Genomic DNA, 15,371 nt, shown 5'->3' with positions numbered 1-15,371 from the left:
TCAGTCACCGGACGCCGGCCCGGCCGGGGCATCCTTGCCCGCGCTGCGGCATGCCCGGACTGCAAACACCAGGGTGACGGCGAGCGCCCCGCCAACCACTGTCATCGAGGCGATCGCCGCGATGCTCACCGGTACGAACGCCCAGATGGCCGCGTGGGCGAGACCGGCCAGCGTCAGGGACCAGCCGCCCATGCGCCGGGCGGTCTGCATCCGCCCCTCGGCCTGCAGCGACATCCGGCGCGACGCGATCCGCTTGGGCATCATGTTGGCGAAGCCGGCCAGCCCCAGGCCGATGATGACCTGAACGGCGCGCTGGGCTGTGTCAGCGCCCAGTAGGCCAGCGGATTCAGCCATTTTCAGGCCGGCGGCCAGAGCCAGAAACGCGACAGCAAGGGCGATGGCGGGAAGCAAGCGGGTCATGATTGAGGTCCTTCCTCGGGAGAGCGGCCGCTATCAGGCGCGGCGGCGGGGCCGATGCCGAAAGTCTGGGCGAAGCCAAGCAGCGCATCTTCGAGCACTGACAGCTTCAGCCGGTAGGTGATGGTTGCGCCCTGCTTGTCCGCCTCGATGAGGTCAGCTTCCTTGAGGACGTTGAAGTGCGCCGACATGGTGGGCTTCGACACGGTGAAATGGGTGCACAGCTCCCCTGCCGTCATCGGATGGCGGCGCAGCAATTCCAGCACCGTGCGGCGCGTGGGATCAGCGAGGGCTTTGAATACGCGGTTCATGAATTGTTATTTAGCTAATTATCTAAATGAGTCAAGCGGCGTTTCCGCACCGGAAAGACAGGTTTTCGCGCCCCCCCTCTGGCGCCCGCGCTGTTGCGCCCATATCTCCTGAGGCGTGCGGCGCATGGCCGCATTGGTCCGTGTGATCACTCGCAGAGCAAAGGGACGTCCCATGAAGACCGCCTATGCAGCCGCCTCATTGGCAGCCTTCCTCCTCGCCCCGGCCCTGTCCGCCGAGGCATTCGCCGAACCGCAAGAGTATGCGTTCGACAAGAGCCACACCACGATCCGTGCGACCTGGGACCATCTGGGCCTGTCGCGCCAGTCGCTCCATTTCACCGATTATGACGGCGTGCTGATCCTGGATTTCGAAGCGCCGGAAAACTCCACCGTCGACGTCACTTTCAATTTGGATGGTGGCTTCTGGGTGGGCGCGGACCAGGACCGCTTCGTCAATCACCTCAACTCGCCTGACCTGTTCAACATCGCCGAGCACGCCACGGCACGCTTCGTCGGCACCGGGTTTCAGACCGAAGACGGCGAAACCGGCGTGATGACCGGTGAACTGACCCTTCTGGGCCAGACCGGACCGGTCACGCTGGACGTGACGCTGAACCAACGCGGCCCGCACCCGATGAGCGGGCGCGAAGTGGCCGGCTTCTCGGCTTCGGGCGTGATCCAGCGCTCCGACTGGGGCATGGGCTTTGCCGTGCCCAACGTGTCGGACGCGATCACCATCGAGATCGAGACCGAGCTGGCCCTGGTCACCGACGAAGAATAGCCGCTCTCCAACGACCCTTGCGCCTGCCCCTCCCCGAGGCGGCGCCTATCCCTGCCGGCCGGCGCTCCCCCGAGCGCCGGCCGTGCGCGTTTATGGCCCTGCCGGACCCGCCGCCGGGCGGCCGGTTCTATTTGTCCGGACATTTGTGCACCGTCCGTTGACATCGACAGGTGGCGGGGGCAGGTTCCGCGCCTAGATTCCAGCGCTGACAGCGGCGCGCCTGACGGGCACCGCACCAGCGATCCAGACGTTCAACCAGAAAGCACCGGAGCCGTTGATGAAGATCCTCGTCCCCGTCAAACGGGTGGTCGACTATAACGTGAAGGTCCGCGTCAAGCCGGACCAGAGCGGGGTCGATCTGGCCAATGTGAAGATGAGCATGAATCCGTTCTGCGAGATTGCCGTGGAAGAGGCGATCCGCATGAAGGAGAAGGGACTGGCCGAGGAAATCGTCGCCGTCTCTGTCGGTCCGGCCCAGGCGCAGGAGACGATCCGCACGGCGCTGGCCATGGGTGCCGACCGCGGCATTCATGTCGCCGCCGACGGCATTGTCGAGCCGCTGGCTGTGGCCAAAATCCTCAAGGCTATCGTCGAAGAGGAACAGCCGGGCCTGGTCATTCTGGGCAAGCAGGCGATTGACGACGACACCAATGCCACCGGCCAGATGCTCGCCGCCCTGCTGGGCTGGCCGCAGGCGGCCTTTGCTTCCAAGGTGGAGAAGGACGGTGACGGGCTGAAAGTCACGCGCGAGATTGATGGCGGTTTGCAGACCATCCATATCGCCCTGCCGGCCATCGTCACGACCGATCTGCGCCTGAACGAGCCGCGCTATGCGTCGCTGCCGAACATCATGAAGGCCAAGCGCAAGCCCATCGACGCGAAAACACCTGACGATTACGGCGTCGACATCGCGCCGCGCCTGGAAGTGCTGAAAGTCGCCGAGCCGCCCAAGCGCCAGGCCGGCGTGAAGGTGGAGAGCGTCGCCGAGCTCGTCTCCAAGCTGAAGAATGAAGCGGGGGTGCTGTAATGTCCGTCCTGGTTATTGCCGAACACGACAACGCCGCCCTGAATGACGCCACGCGCGCCGCGGTCACCGCCGCCGCCAAAATCGGCGGGGACATTCATGTCCTGGTCGCCGGCAAGGGCGCCAAGGCCGTGGCCGAGGCTGCAGCGAAGCTCGACGGCGTGAAAACCGTCCTGCACGCCGAGGCGGACGGGCTGGAAAAGCGCCTGGCCGAGGCCATGGAGGCGCTGGTTCTGAGCATCGCTGACAGCTATGACGCGATCCTCACCCCGGCCACCACATCGGGCAAGAATTTCATGCCCCGCATCGCGGCCATGCTGGATGTGGCCATGATTTCCGACATCACCTCGGTGGAAAGCGCCGACACCTTCGTGCGGCCCATCTATGCGGGCAATGCGATGATGACGGTGAAGTCCAGGGATGCCAAAAAAGTCATCACCGTGCGTCCGACCACGTTCGAAAAGGCCGGCGATGGCGGCTCGGCGTCAGTCCAGACGATTGAGGCCCCGGCACCGAAGCCTGTCTCGAAATTCGTCGGCGAGGAGCTGTCCAAATCTGACCGCCCGGAACTCGCCGGTGCCAAGATCGTGATCTCCGGCGGGCGCGGCATGGGCTCGGGCGAGAATTTCGCCATCATCGAGAAGGTCGCCGACAAGCTGGGCGCCGCCGTGGGTGCCTCGCGCGCGGCGGTGGATGCGGGCTTCGTGCCGAATGACTACCAGGTCGGCCAGACCGGCAAGGTGGTCGCGCCCCAGCTCTACATCGCCGTGGGCATTTCGGGCGCCATCCAGCACCTGGCGGGGATGAAGGATTCCAAGGTCATCGTTGCCATCAACAAGGATGAGGAAGCCCCGATCTTCCAGGTCGCCGATTACGGCCTGGTCGCAGACCTGTTCAAGGCCGTCCCCGAGCTGGAAGAAGAGCTCGGCAAGGTTGGCTACTAGGCTCCCAAGCCTTCCCGGCGGGCACATTGCAAAACCCCGGAGTCCTTCACGGCTCCGGGGTTTTTTATTGCCGCGATGGGCGCAGATCGCGGTCAGGATACGCCAATTGCTGACGCCTTGACACTCGGGTGGCAAAACGCCACCTTTGATGACTGGAGGTGCCCTATGGCCAAGTCTGTCAAATTCGCCGACGAGTCGCTCATCGACGATGCGCGCACCGAAGCCGAAGTGCAGAGCCGGTCGCTCGCCGGCCAGATCACCCACTGGGCGCGTCTTGGCCGCGCCATTGAGCGATCAGGCAGACTGGATCACGCAAAAATCTCGCAGGCGCTCAGTGGTGAACTCGAGACAGGCCGCCTCTCCGCAGACGAAAAAGCGATCTGGTCTGAGCGCTTTCTCGTCAGGATGTCCGAGCCCGGCCCGGACGAGTAAGCGTTCTTTGCCAAGCTGCGCGGGAGCGGGCAAGCGCCCGGCCTTGATGCGTCGGGCAGGATCGTCCAAGCGGACGCTCCGCCTGAGGAATGAATCCGACCCTGATACTGCTCGCCGGCCCGAACGGCGCCGGCAAATCGGCCTTGTATTTGACCCGTGTGGCGCCCGCCTTCAAAGCTCCCTTCATCAATGCCGACATAATTCAACGCGACGAGCTCTGCGATCCCAGCCCGTAGGCCGCATACAAGGCCGCCGAGATCGGCACCGAGAGGCGCAACGCGATGCTCTCGCAGGGCGTGACTTCGTCACGGAGGCCGTGTTCTCGCATCCCTCAAAGCTTGAACTCGTGCAGGCGGCGCGAGCGCAGGGCTACACCGTCTGGGTGATGCATGTGGGGATCGACAGCCCCGACCTCTCCGTGGCGCGAGTTGCTTACCGGAGCGCGACGGGCGGACACTCTGTTCCGGAAACGAAAATCCGCGAGCGGCATAACCGGACGGCCCGGCTTGTCCCGGCAGCGGTGAGGCTGGCCGACAAAGGTCTCGTCTATGACAACTCGGTGGCGGCGCAGAGCCCCAAGCTTGTCCTCACCTTTGACCAGGGGCGGCTGGTTGATGTCCGTCCCGGCCCTCCCGCATGGATCAGGCGGGACTATACGGGTGACCTTTCAGCGTACAGCGAGCCAGGGTCCGTACGCTGAGCAGGCGTCTCTCCTGCTCCACCGCCTCGAACGCCCGCTCCACCGACCAGTCCTTAGCAACGCCGCGCCTTTGCAATGGGCGCGATTTACAAGGATGATAGGACAAGACGTCTGATTGAAGGAGACAAGCCCATGGCCGTCAGCCGCAAGGACGAAGCCCGCCTGTTCACCAAGGATGAGCTGGAGCTGGTCGAGCGTTCGCACCACCCCGCCCTGTCCTCGCTGGACGACAAGACGCTGGCCGACACCCGCAAGCTGGTGCGCGAACGCCGCCAGCGCGCATTGGATATCTCCAAGCGCCAGCGCCGCGAGATGCGCGGCAAGGCCCAGGCCCAGGGCGCCAAGCCGGCAGCCGATAATCTGGGGTCCAGGGAAAAAGCCGCGGCGCTGGCCAGCGCGCTCAAGCGCCTGAACGCCGAACATGCCCGGCGCAGCGCGTCTGCCGGACGCGAGGAGACCCGGTCGGGCATGAAGAAGGCGCTGGCCATGAAGCGCGCCGCCCCGAAGACCGCGCGTCCGGGATCGCGCACCGCCGGCAAGGGCATGCAGAAGAATACCAGCGACAAGCGCGAGCAGATCGCCGATCCGCGCGAGGCCGGGCGGGTGTCTCAGCAGATCAAGAAAGCCCAGGCCAAGCGCGACGGCTAGACGCCCGTGCGGCCTACTGCGCGTGACGGGCCAGCCAGGCGTCCAGCATGGATTGCTGGGCGTGAAACCCATGCTCAGGCACGGTGCCGTTGAAGCCCTGGGGCGATTTGAAGAACACGGCGAACTCGCGGATGCAGCCGGACAGGCCGCGCTGCTGGGCGATATCGCACAGGCGCGCCAGCTCGATCACCAGGGGCGCCGCCAGGATGGAGTCCGCGCACAGGAAGTTGATCTTCATCTGCATGGGCTGACCGAGAAATCCGGCCAGGTCGATGCTGTCCCAGGCTTCCTTCATGTCGCCCTTGGGCGGATGGTAGCAGATATTGATGATGTGGTTGTCCACCGTATAGCCCAGAATCTGGTCCAGAACCGACCGCTTGGCACCGATCTTGGACGCACGCGAGTCCGGATCGTCGAGCACATAGCCGTCCAGATTGCCCAGCAGATTTGTGGAGTACCACCCCTCCACACGCAAAGCCCGGTCGCGCAGGGCCGGTGCCAGCGCCGTCTTCACCAGCGTCTGGCCAGTCTTGCCATCCTTGCCCGCCAGCGGCGCGCCGTGGGCGCGCGCCAGCGCCTCGATCGGGGCAATGTCGGCGGCCTGGCTGGGCGTGAAATTGACAAAGGGCCGGCCCGATCCGGCGGCCGCACCCAACTGGCCGCCATGGGCACAGCCGCTGCATCCGCTGCACGCGCGGCGGTTCCGCCCGACCCGGCTTCCGTTTTCTCTGATAAGCTGTTAGCAGCCTGCCCCTGACCGGCGGCGAGCCAGGAGCACGCTTGTGATGGATGGACGCGAGGAGCCCGGAACGCTCTATCTGGTGGCCACGCCCATCGGCAACCTGGAAGATATGACCTACCGCGCCGTGCGCATCCTCAAGGAGGCGGACGTGGTGGCTGCCGAGGACACGCGCCATACGCGCAAGCTTCTGGATCACTACGGCATTTCGCCCCAGCGCCTGATCGCCTGCCACGACCATAATGAGCGCCACAGCGCTGGCGGCATTGCCGATCTGATCGCGCGCGGACAGACCGTGGCGCTGTGCAGCGATGCCGGCATGCCAGGGATCAATGATCCGGGCTTTCGTGTGGTGGCCGCCGTGTACGAGCGCGCGCTGCCCGTACGGGTGATCCCGGGCGCGTCCTCGGTGCTCAGCGCGCTGGTTCTGTCCAATCTGCCCCCCCACGAGTTCGTGTTTCTGGGCTTTCCCCCGCGCAAGAGCGGCCAGCGGCGCAACTGGCTGGACCGCGCTCGGCGCCATCAGGCGACGCTAGTGATGATGGAGGCCCCCCACCGTCTGCCAGGCCTGCTGGAGGATGCGCTGGCCGTGTTCGGCGATATCGAGGCCGCGGTATGCTTGGAAATCACGAAAATGTTCGAGGAGACGGCCCGCGGACCGGTCAGCGCCCTGATCACCCGCTTCCCCGAGCCGCCACGCGGCGAGGTGATGGTGGTGTTCGACGGCGCCAGCGTGCCGCCGCCTGACCCCGACGCCGGAACGAAAAAGCGTCAGCGCGACAGGCGGAAGCCCAGCTCGCCCGGCAGCGACAATTCCGACACCTGACGCCCGCTCGCGTGTGCGACAGCCTCAAAACTGCGCCGGTAATGGGCGTCCATGCCCTTCTCACGCCCGCCCAGGCTCAGCAGGGGATAGGTCACGATGATGTGGCGCGCCGTCAGCCCGGCGACGAGCCGCGCGCCCGCACCCGGCTCGATCTGGTCTAGGCAGGGCAGGGTTTTCAGCGCCAGAACCACATCCGCGCCATCCTCGTCCGGCGCACCGGCAGCAAGATCGTGAGCGAAGGTCTCGACCCCATAGCCTGAAAGCACCGAGGCGCGCGCCACGAAATCCAGCATGTCGAGATAGATGTCACAGGCGCGGTATCGCTCCGGCTGCACCGGCATCCACGGCCGCCCCAGCGGGTTCAGCCCGCAGGCGACGTCAAGGACGCAGGACGGCGCATCAATCCCGGCAAACAGCCCTGCGTAATAGGATTCCAGCGATCCGGCGCGCTCTGCCATGGAGCGGTGAATGGTGAACTGGCGCTTGAGCTCGGCCTGGCGCGCGTCCGAGTCCGCCGCCTCCAGCGCCTTCAACCAGCGGGCATAGGCCGGCTTGCCGGCAAAATACGCCCCACCCGACTGGTGGAGCTGGCGCTTGACCCGCTTGACCGCCTCGCGCGGAGCGATACCGGCGGACAGCTCGCGCGCGGCCAGCCGCTCGATCAGCGCAGGCAGGATGTCGCGCGATTTCGACGCCGCGCGCACCTGCGCCACCACCTCGTCCAGCGCGCCTGGTTTGGATGCGCCCGGCTCCGGCGCGCTCACGCCGCACGCTCCGCCGCGACCAGATCCGTCACCTGGCGCATGAACCAGAGGTTATGAATGGTGGCCAGGCGCCAGTAGAGCGGTTCGTCGCGCTTGAACAAATGGTGCAGATAGCCCCGGCTATAGGTGCGGCAGGTCAGGCATTCGCACTGTTCCGAGATCGGCGCGTCATTGCGCGCATGCACCTCGTCGGCGAGGTACAGGGTCTTGAACCAGTCATCGCCCTCAATCGCGGGAACATCGCCACGGAAGCAGTAGAGGCGCCCGCGCCGGGCGTCCCGTGTCGGCAGGGCACTGTCGCACAGCGTATAGCCCATGCGCCCGCACGCCGCGACCGAGACCGGGTGGCCGACGCCCAGCGCGTGCAGCGGAAACTGCGCCGGGATCAGATCACGCACCAGCGCCAGCGTGTCGGTGAGCAGCTTGCCATCGGAATCCAGCGGCCAGCCGCCGAAGCCGTACCCGTCAAACCCGATTTCCAGCAGGGCTTCAGCGCACTGTCGGCGCAAGTCCGGCGATTGCCCGCCCTGCACCACGCCCCACAGGCGGGGCCGGTCCGGATCGCGCTCGCGCTTGCCCAGCTGGGCGGCGAAGGCATCCTTGCAGGCGCGCGCCCAGGCGATGGTGCGCTCGACAGACAGGACCTGCTCGGCCTCGGGGTCCTCGGGCCGGGTGCAGTCATCCAGACAGAATAATATGTCCCCGCCCAGACGCAGCTGGGTGGTGATGGCTTTTTCCGGGGTGAGCTGCACTTTCGCGCCGTCCTCGAAAGCAAAGTCCAGCCCACGCGCCGTGATTCGCCCGCGCCCGGCATTCTCCCGGATCAGAGACAGGGCCTGAAAGCCGCCGGAATCGGTCATCAGCACGCCGGACCAGCCCATCATTTTTTTCAGCCCGCCCAGCGCCTTGATCCGCGTCACCCCCGGTGAGCGCATCAAATGGAATGCGTTGGCCATCAGGACGCGCACGCCCGCCGCCGGCAGCTCGTCCGCACCCAGCCCCTTGATCGCCCCATAGGTGGCATCGGGCACGAAGAGCGGGCTGTCCACAACACCGAGGGGCAAGGTGGGGCGCAACTCCATCAGGCGTCCTTTCGCAGGCGCGCGACAAAGAACGCTTCCATGAACCGGCTGGGCGAGACGCGGCACGCCATGGTCAGGCTGGGATCAAAGCTCTCGCCCTCCCAGCGGGTGCGGGCGGGGATCAGGCCGAGGGCTGCGATTTCAATAGGCTCCAGGCTCATATCCGGGGCGTGGGTGAGAAGGTGGTTCACCGATGCTTCGTTTTCTTCCGGTGCCAGCGTGCAGGTGGAATACACCAGCACCCCACCCGGCTTGAGCAGTCTGGAGGCGGCCATCAGCATCTTGCGCTGCAGGCGGCTGTACTCGACGACACGCTCCATGGACCAGTAGCGCAAGGTCGCCGCGCGGCGCAGGTCAATCATCCCCTCGCCCGTGCACTGGGCATCGATGAGAATGCGGTCAAACGGTCCCTCCAGGAACCGGTCAATGAACTGGCCGGGGTGGGCGGTCACGGACGCGGTGCGCACATGGAGAAGACCGAGCACTTCATTGAGCTTGGGCAAGCGCGCGGGCAGGGCGTCATTGGCCCAGATTTCAGCCCTGTTGCCGGTAAGCGCGGCAATGTGGGAAGTCTTGCCGCCCGGGGCCGCGCACAGATCGAGAATGCGCTCGCCCGGCTGCGGGTCCAGCGCCAGGGCCGGCACGAAGCTTGAGGCGTTCTGGATGAAGGCCTGACCACTGGAGAAGAGCGGATCGGGCAAAGCCTGGCCCGGCTCCAGATCGAGATGCCAGGCACCGTCGCACCAGTCGATCGGAATCAGGGCCTCGCCCCAGGGTGCCAATTGCGCGTCAAAGTCAGGTCGCGATACGCCCGCCAGCGGATTGAAGCGCAGGCTCTGGCGCCGGCCCTGGCTCATCATCGCCTCGGCGACGCCTTCGGGCACATCGAACACACGCGCAGCGCGGGTGAGGAATTGCTGCCGGCGCGCACCGGCGCCGCCACCGCCGCGATTGCCCGGCTTGGCGCTGCTGGTGCCTTTGCGTTTTGCGCCGCGCGCCATCGCCTCGCCTCTCAAAGCTCCGCTATACGGACCGGATTCCGGTGTCACCTCTCGCCGTACGCGACCGTCTTGTCCAGCCCGCCGCCACAGAGCGCACAGCGGGATCAGGACGGCGCGACAACCGGAGCAGGGGGCATTATAAGTAATCGATCTTTGATTGCACAGCGCGATACCCCTGATGTTGGCTCCCGCCTCCGGACCCCCTCTGGCCTTGTTCGACCGCGACGGCGTGCTGATTGTGGACAAGCCACACCAGACCGACCCGGATCAGATCACCTGGATGCCCGGCGCCGCCGCCGCGCTGATTCTCGCGCGGGCAGCCGGATTTCAGATCGCCGTGGTCACAAACCAGTCTGCCGTGGCGCGCGGGCTGTGCAGTGAAGCCGATGTGCAGGCGTTCCACCGTGCCATGGCGCAGACACTGGACACCCGGGGCGCGCGCGTGGACGCCTGGTATTACTGCCCCTACCATGCCGAGGCGGTGGTGGCGCGCTATCGCGCCGCCAGCCACCCCGACCGCAAGCCCAACCCCGGCATGGTACTGCGCGCGCTGGCCGACGCTGGCGCGCCCGCGCAGACGAGTTTCATGGTGGGCGACAGGGCGAGTGATCTGGAAGCGGCCCGGCGTGCCGGCGTGCCGGGATATCTGCATGACGGTGGCCAGCCGCTCGACGCCCTGGTGGCAGCGATACTGGAAGAACGCAGCTCAGCCGAGCTCGCCAAACCCTGATTCAACCAGGTCTGCCAGCGCAATCACTGCCGCCTCCGCTTCTGAGCCCTCAGCCCGGATGGTAATCTCACAGCCGGGTCCGGCGGCGAGCATCAAGAGCTCCATGATCGAATCGGCGGCCACCTCCTCGCCCTCGCGCACCACGGTGATCCGGGCATCAAACGGTGCCGCCTGGGCGACGAATTTCGCCGAAGCCCGCGCATGCAGCCCGCGCGGGTTGCAGATGGTCACCGTACGCTGCGTGGTCATGCCGGGCCGTCGAGAAGCTGCGAGGCCACGGCGATATAGCGCTTGCCCGCCGCACTGACGCTGTCGGCCAGAGCGCTGAGCGGCAAGCGGGAGCGCGCTTCGGCCAGCTTGATCATCATGGGCAGATTGGCACCGGCGATGACCTCGACCCGGCCGCGCTCCAGCAACGAGATCGACAGGTTCGAGGGCGTGCCGCCGAACATGTCCGTAATCACGATGACGCCCTCGCCGCCGTCAGACGCCTCGATGGCCGCCCGGATGTCATTGCGGCGCAGCTCCATATCATCGTCCGGCCCGATCGAGACAGCGCTGCACGCCTGAAGCGGCCCCACCACGTGCTCGGCGGCCAGGATCAGCTCGTCAGCCAGACGGCCATGTGAGACGACGACGATGCCGATCATGGCGACGCGTACAATTCCTGTTCCTCAGGCGGATATGGATCCGTCATATGTAAGCTAGGTTTCGCACTCGCGAAAAGGCCTCGCGGGCAGAAGAGCCACACGGTGTGGCCCCGGCGCCGCGTCAGCGGGCGGCCGGCAGGTCAACGGTGAACACTGCGCCGCCCTCAGCCCGGTTTCCGGCGCGTATCACCCCGCCATGCGCGCTGACGATCTGCCGGGCGATGGCGAGGCCCAGACCGGAGTGGGAACCGAAGGCCGTTCCTTCCGGCCGGCGCGTGTGGAAACGATCGAAAATCGCTTCCAGGCTTTCAGGCGGAATGCCCGGGCCGTCATCTTCAACCGTCACGATGAGCCGTCCGTCGGCGGTGCCCAAGCGACGCGCCGTCACCCGAACCACGCCCCCGGGCGGGGAGAATGTGAGGGCGTTGTCCACCAGATTGATGAATACACGGCTCAGCGGTCCTTCATGGCCGCGCATCAGCAGAGCGCCTGACCCTGCATCCACCACCACGCGCGCCGGTGCGTCTTGCGCATCCTGGCGGTGCAGGCTGGCGATATCGCCGAGCAGGCGGCGGACATCAACCAGCGCCAGATCCTCGCGCGCCAGCTCCGCATCCAGCCTGGAGGCGTTGGAGATGTCTGTGATCAGCCGGTCCAGCCGGCGCACATCATGCTGGATCACCGCGATCAGCCGCGCGCGCTGGGCGTCGTCCCGCGCCAGCGGCAGGGTTTCGGCCGCAGAGCGAATCGAGGTGAGCGGATTCTTGATTTCGTGGGCGACGTCGGCGGCGAAGCTTTCAATAGCATCCAGCCGGTCGTAGAGCGCGTTGGTCATCTGGCTGAAAGCCGTCGACAAGGCCCCAATCTCGTCGCTTCGCCCGCCAAAATCAGGCAGCGGCACGCGTGATCCGCCCGCCAGACGCACCCGCCTGGCCGCCTCGGACAATCTGGCCAGCGGCCCGGCAATCGAGACGGTCAACACAATCGTGCCCACCGCGATGATCCCGGCAGCGAACAGCACGAAGACCAGCAGGAAGACCCGCTCCTCGGCGATCAGATTGTCCAGATCGTAGGATTCATAGGTTACTGTACCGACCACGGCCTGAATAAGCTGGATCGGCAGGGTCACCGAGACCACGCGCACCCCGTCGGCCCCGCGCCGCACCCCGCGCTGAGGCTCGCCCGTCTCAAAAGCCAGCGCCACCTCTTCATTGAGCGTCAGCTCCAGATAGGCGCGCGATTCAGGCGTCGTCCAAAGTATGGAAAAAGGCTCGAGCATTGCGCCGAACCAGTTGCCCAGCGGTCGGGACGGCGGGGCCAGGGCCTGGCCCGGCGGCGGGAGCGGCGTGATCTCGACCTGACCCGCAATCAGGTCACTGTCAGCGATACGCGCCGGTCCGGGTGCATGCAGGATGGCGCGCGACTGATCGGGCACGTAGAGCGAGGACAGGCGCCGCAGCACTTCACGCGCGGAGTCATTGTCCATGCGCGGCCCGGGCGGATCGCCATAGACCGCCGTCTCGGTGATGACGCTGGCGATGATTTCGGCCTGGGCAGTCAGGGAATCGAGCTTGGCCGCCACGACGCCGCGCCGGGCTTCGGTGATGGCAACGAGGCCCAGCAGCATCACGAACAGCACGGCCGCGTTGATCGCTGCAATCAGCATCCACAGCCGGGGCATCCGCAGGCGCGGGGCCCGCTGCAGTAGCCAGCGCGCGCCTGCGCGCATGCGCCTAAGCCTCCTTGTAACGATAGCCGACGCCATAAAGGGTCTCGATCCCGTCAAAGGTCGAATCCACCTCGCGGAATTTCTTGCGAATACGCTTGATGTGGCTGTCGATGGTGCGGTCATCGACATAGACCTGATCGTCATAGGCCGCGTCCATGAGATTGTCGCGGCTCTTCACGAAGCCAGGCCGGTGGGCCAGGGCCTGCAGGATCAGGAATTCTGTCACGGTCAGGCGGACCTGGCGTCCTTCCCAGGCGCAGGCATGGCGGTTGGGGTCCATGGTCAGCTTGCCGCGATGGATCGCCTTGTGATCGCTATCGCCCGGCGTGCCGCCCAGTTCAGGATCAAATTGCGCCCGGCGCAGCACAGCCTTGACCCGGCGCGCCAGCAGCTGATGGGAGAAGGGCTTGGCGATATAGTCGTCTGCGCCGAGATCCAGCCCCAGCGCCTCGTCAAATTCGCCGTCCTTGGACGTAAGAAAAATAACGGGCAGATTGGAGGACTGACGCACACGGCGCAGCAGCTCAAGCCCGTCCATACGCGGCATCTTGATGTCGAAAATTGCCAGATCGGGCGGCTGGGCGGTCAGTTCGGGCAGGGCCGTGGCCCCGTCTGTATAGGTGCGCACCTTGTACCCCTCATTCTCCAGAAAAATGGAGACCGAGGTGAGGATGTTCTCGTCATCATCCACCAGCGTGATCGTGGCCATGGTGCGCGCCCTTGTCTGCCGCCGCAAGCGAGTCGCGGCCCTGAAGCTCTAACGATGCAGCTTATCCATGCACACTGCCCCGGCAAGACATGGTTACGCAAGGTTAAGCCCATGGCGCCATGGTTGAGCCGGGCTTCTTCCTGGGGGCGAGCAGGCGATGACGGGTTCAGACATTCATTTCGAGGTGTTCGTCAAGAAACACCGCAAAGCCTCCTGGTCCATGGTCGAGGCGCTGTCCAGCCGCGAAGCGGCACTGAAGCTGGCCCAAAAGCTGAAAGACTCCCTGCCCGACGGATCGGTGCGCGTGGTGCGCGAGGTCTGGAACGCACAAGAGGGCGCGTTCCGCGGCGGCCCGATCTTCGAGGCGGGACCGGAGCGATTCGCCAACGACAAAAACGCCGAGGCAGACGCCAGCCTGCCCTGCGTCACGCCTTCGGACTTCTTTGGCGCGGCGGCACGCGACACGATCAGGCGCGTCCTGTCCGGCTGGCTGGAACGCCGCCAGATCTGTCCGCTCGAGCTGCTCAGCCGCCCCGATCTTATCGAGGATCTGGACGGATCAGAGACCGATCTCCAGCACGCCGTGCAAAAGGTCGCCATAGCGCGCGCCCAGTCCACCGGCGCGCCGGTGCAGGCCTTCATGAAGCAGCTTAACGCCCTCATTGAGCGCGCGGCCACTGAAGCCCGGCGCGAGGCCGCCAGCGCAAAGGCGCTGCCCGAAGCGCGGACATTCGCTGAACTGACCGAGAAAATTCTCGACGAGGGCGGGCCTGAGAGACGGATGCGGCGGGCGATTGCGGAACGGCTGGCGGATGCGCCTGACCTCAAGACAAAAACGGCGCGCATCCTCGATATGCTCGACTCGCTGCCTGCCAAACCTGAGGCGCGCAGTTTTGCGCTGGCCCAGGCTGACGCCTTTCTGGCCGAGTTTCTGACGTTCGACCCCGCCATGAATGCGATCACCGGCCATGGGGATGACACCGGAGTCATCCTGGAGCGCTTGACCAGCCTTTATGAAGGCCGGGCAGATCATGCCGACCTCGCGGGCGCGCCGCCTGCAGCGCACCGGATGGCCGCCCGGTTCGCGGCAGGCGACCTGCCGGACAGCCGCGGCGAAATCGCCAGCCGGATACTCGCGCATTTGCGCTCGCCCAAGCGCCTGCGGCCGCGCAGCGTAATGGCGGAAGTCGAGCTCTCGCGGCAGCTCGCCCAGCGCCTGATCAGAGTGTCAGGTCCGGACCTGCACCCGACGGCGCTGGTCGAGGCCTTCACAGCAAGATCCGGGCGCTTGCTCTCGCCCGAAGCGGTCAGTGAGGCGCTGGCGGGTGCAGACGGCGTGCCGGCGCTCCTCGAGCGCCTGTTCGCCATGGAGGACAATATCGTGGGCGAGGCCAACAAGAAGAAGCTCGCGGGCTACATGCGCGCCCGCCTGACCACCACCGAGACACAAGCCTGGTTCGTGCGCGGTCCGGGTCAGCCACTGGAGCGCCTGTCGTGCCTGACCCGCCTGCAGGCGCGCGCCCTGAAAGGTGCCTTTCCGGCCGCGGACAAGGCCGAACTGGCCGATGCGTTCGACGCGCTGGGCCTGCAGACGCTGGACGAAACAAAGATTCTGGCCCGCATCGAGGCGTTGAACCAGGCCGCTCTGGACCGGGCGATTGCCTTGCTGAAGCTCGCCTCTTCAGGTGTCCTGCCGGTGGGGCGCTGCCGCCAGGATGCGCAGGCCCGTGCGATGCGCCTGCTCGCCTCGCAAATGGGACGGCAGGAATCCGCACAGCCGGACGCCGGAGACAAGCTCTCTGCGATCAAGAGCCTCCTGCCACCACATCAGCCAGGCGCCGTGGCCTAGAGCGTTTTTCAGCACCTCGGAAACCGGTTTCGCGG

General features: G+C 65.9%; 18 protein-coding genes. 8 read left to right on the top strand and 10 right to left on the bottom strand.

The window, feature by feature from the left end:
• Complete coding sequence (locus tag L2D00_11745; GenBank protein ID WBQ12517.1) at positions 1-420, bottom strand: hypothetical protein; 420 nt, start codon at positions 418-420, stop codon at positions 1-3.
• Positions 417-728 carry an autorepressor SdpR family transcription factor gene (locus L2D00_11740; GenBank protein WBQ12516.1) on the bottom strand — a complete coding sequence of 104 codons (312 nt, stop codon included), beginning with the start codon at positions 726-728 and terminating at the stop codon, positions 417-419. Before L2D00_11740 ends, L2D00_11745 begins: the two co-directional genes overlap by 4 nt.
• Positions 729-900: 172 nt before the next feature.
• Between L2D00_11740 and L2D00_11735 the strand changes: the two genes are divergently transcribed.
• The 5 genes from L2D00_11735 (at position 901) to L2D00_11715 (ending at position 5,257) form a co-directional block, all read left to right on the top strand.
• Complete coding sequence (locus L2D00_11735) at positions 901-1,509, top strand: YceI family protein (protein WBQ12515.1); 609 nt, start codon at positions 901-903, stop codon at positions 1,507-1,509.
• A gap of 277 nt (positions 1,510-1,786) precedes the next feature.
• The gene (locus L2D00_11730; protein WBQ12514.1) at positions 1,787-2,536 is read left to right on the top strand and encodes an electron transfer flavoprotein subunit beta/FixA family protein; all 750 of its coding nucleotides are present in this window, start codon (positions 1,787-1,789) and stop codon (positions 2,534-2,536) included.
• Entirely contained in the window at positions 2,536-3,477 is a 942-nt protein-coding gene (locus L2D00_11725; protein ID WBQ12513.1) for an FAD-binding protein, read from the top strand. The genes L2D00_11730 and L2D00_11725 overlap by 1 nt, the downstream gene beginning before the upstream one ends.
• Before the next feature lie 165 nt (positions 3,478-3,642).
• Positions 3,643-3,909 carry a ParD-like family protein gene (locus tag L2D00_11720; GenBank protein ID WBQ12512.1) on the top strand — a complete coding sequence of 89 codons (267 nt, stop codon included), beginning with the start codon at positions 3,643-3,645 and terminating at the stop codon, positions 3,907-3,909.
• An 832-nt stretch (positions 3,910-4,741) separates the two neighbouring features.
• Positions 4,742-5,257 carry a hypothetical protein gene (locus tag L2D00_11715; protein ID WBQ12511.1) on the top strand — a complete coding sequence of 172 codons (516 nt, stop codon included), beginning with the start codon at positions 4,742-4,744 and terminating at the stop codon, positions 5,255-5,257.
• A gap of 13 nt (positions 5,258-5,270) precedes the next feature.
• On the opposite strand, the gene L2D00_11710 is transcribed toward L2D00_11715, so the two are convergent.
• On the bottom strand, positions 5,271-5,912 hold the full coding sequence (locus L2D00_11710) for an inositol-3-phosphate synthase (protein ID WBQ12510.1): 642 nt from the start codon (positions 5,910-5,912) through the stop codon (positions 5,271-5,273).
• Between the two features lie 130 nt (positions 5,913-6,042).
• On the opposite strand from L2D00_11710, the gene rsmI reads away from it, so the two are divergent.
• Positions 6,043-6,822, top strand: a complete 780-nt coding sequence (gene rsmI, locus L2D00_11705; protein ID WBQ12509.1) for a 16S rRNA (cytidine(1402)-2'-O)-methyltransferase — start codon at positions 6,043-6,045, stop codon at positions 6,820-6,822.
• Here rsmI and L2D00_11700 read toward each other — a convergent pair.
• Genes L2D00_11700 through L2D00_11690 form a run of 3 tightly spaced genes read right to left on the bottom strand, consistent with a single transcriptional unit; the run spans position 6,768 to position 9,669 of the window.
• Positions 6,768-7,586: a hypothetical protein gene (locus L2D00_11700; protein WBQ12508.1), complete on the bottom strand. Its 819-nt coding sequence runs from the start codon at positions 7,584-7,586 to the stop codon at positions 6,768-6,770. The genes rsmI and L2D00_11700 overlap by 55 nt on opposite strands.
• Entirely contained in the window at positions 7,583-8,668 is a 1,086-nt protein-coding gene (locus tag L2D00_11695; protein ID WBQ12507.1) for a queuine tRNA-ribosyltransferase family protein, read from the bottom strand. The genes L2D00_11700 and L2D00_11695 overlap by 4 nt, the downstream gene beginning before the upstream one ends.
• On the bottom strand, positions 8,668-9,669 hold the full coding sequence (locus tag L2D00_11690) for an RsmB/NOP family class I SAM-dependent RNA methyltransferase (protein WBQ12506.1): 1,002 nt from the start codon (positions 9,667-9,669) through the stop codon (positions 8,668-8,670). The genes L2D00_11695 and L2D00_11690 overlap by 1 nt, the downstream gene beginning before the upstream one ends.
• A 178-nt stretch (positions 9,670-9,847) precedes the next feature.
• On the opposite strand from L2D00_11690, the gene L2D00_11685 reads away from it, so the two are divergent.
• Positions 9,848-10,399: an HAD-IIIA family hydrolase gene (locus L2D00_11685; GenBank protein WBQ12505.1), complete on the top strand. Its 552-nt coding sequence runs from the start codon at positions 9,848-9,850 to the stop codon at positions 10,397-10,399.
• On the opposite strand, the gene L2D00_11680 is transcribed toward L2D00_11685, so the two are convergent.
• From L2D00_11680 to L2D00_11665, 4 genes are all read right to left on the bottom strand, one after another.
• Positions 10,376-10,648 carry an HPr family phosphocarrier protein gene (locus tag L2D00_11680; protein WBQ12504.1) on the bottom strand — a complete coding sequence of 91 codons (273 nt, stop codon included), beginning with the start codon at positions 10,646-10,648 and terminating at the stop codon, positions 10,376-10,378. The two genes, L2D00_11685 and L2D00_11680, sit on opposite strands and share 24 nt — an antisense overlap.
• Positions 10,645-11,049, bottom strand: coding sequence for a PTS sugar transporter subunit IIA (locus tag L2D00_11675; GenBank protein WBQ12503.1), 405 nt, complete (start codon positions 11,047-11,049; stop codon positions 10,645-10,647). Before L2D00_11675 ends, L2D00_11680 begins: the two co-directional genes overlap by 4 nt.
• A 121-nt stretch (positions 11,050-11,170) precedes the next feature.
• Positions 11,171-12,778, bottom strand: coding sequence for a sensor N-terminal transmembrane domain-containing protein (locus L2D00_11670; GenBank protein WBQ12502.1), 1,608 nt, complete (start codon positions 12,776-12,778; stop codon positions 11,171-11,173).
• 4 nt (positions 12,779-12,782) lie between these two features.
• Positions 12,783-13,487, bottom strand: a complete 705-nt coding sequence (locus tag L2D00_11665; protein WBQ12501.1) for a response regulator transcription factor — start codon at positions 13,485-13,487, stop codon at positions 12,783-12,785.
• A 157-nt stretch (positions 13,488-13,644) separates the two neighbouring features.
• Between L2D00_11665 and L2D00_11660 the strand changes: the two genes are divergently transcribed.
• Complete coding sequence (locus tag L2D00_11660; protein ID WBQ12500.1) at positions 13,645-15,336, top strand: hypothetical protein; 1,692 nt, start codon at positions 13,645-13,647, stop codon at positions 15,334-15,336.
• Positions 15,337-15,371 lie beyond the last annotated feature (35 nt).

The organism is Hyphomonadaceae bacterium BL14 (genome assembly GCA_027627705.1).
Lineage (GTDB): Bacteria > Pseudomonadota > Alphaproteobacteria > Caulobacterales > Maricaulaceae > Oceanicaulis.
This window is presented reverse-complemented; position numbering and strand designations above follow the sequence as displayed.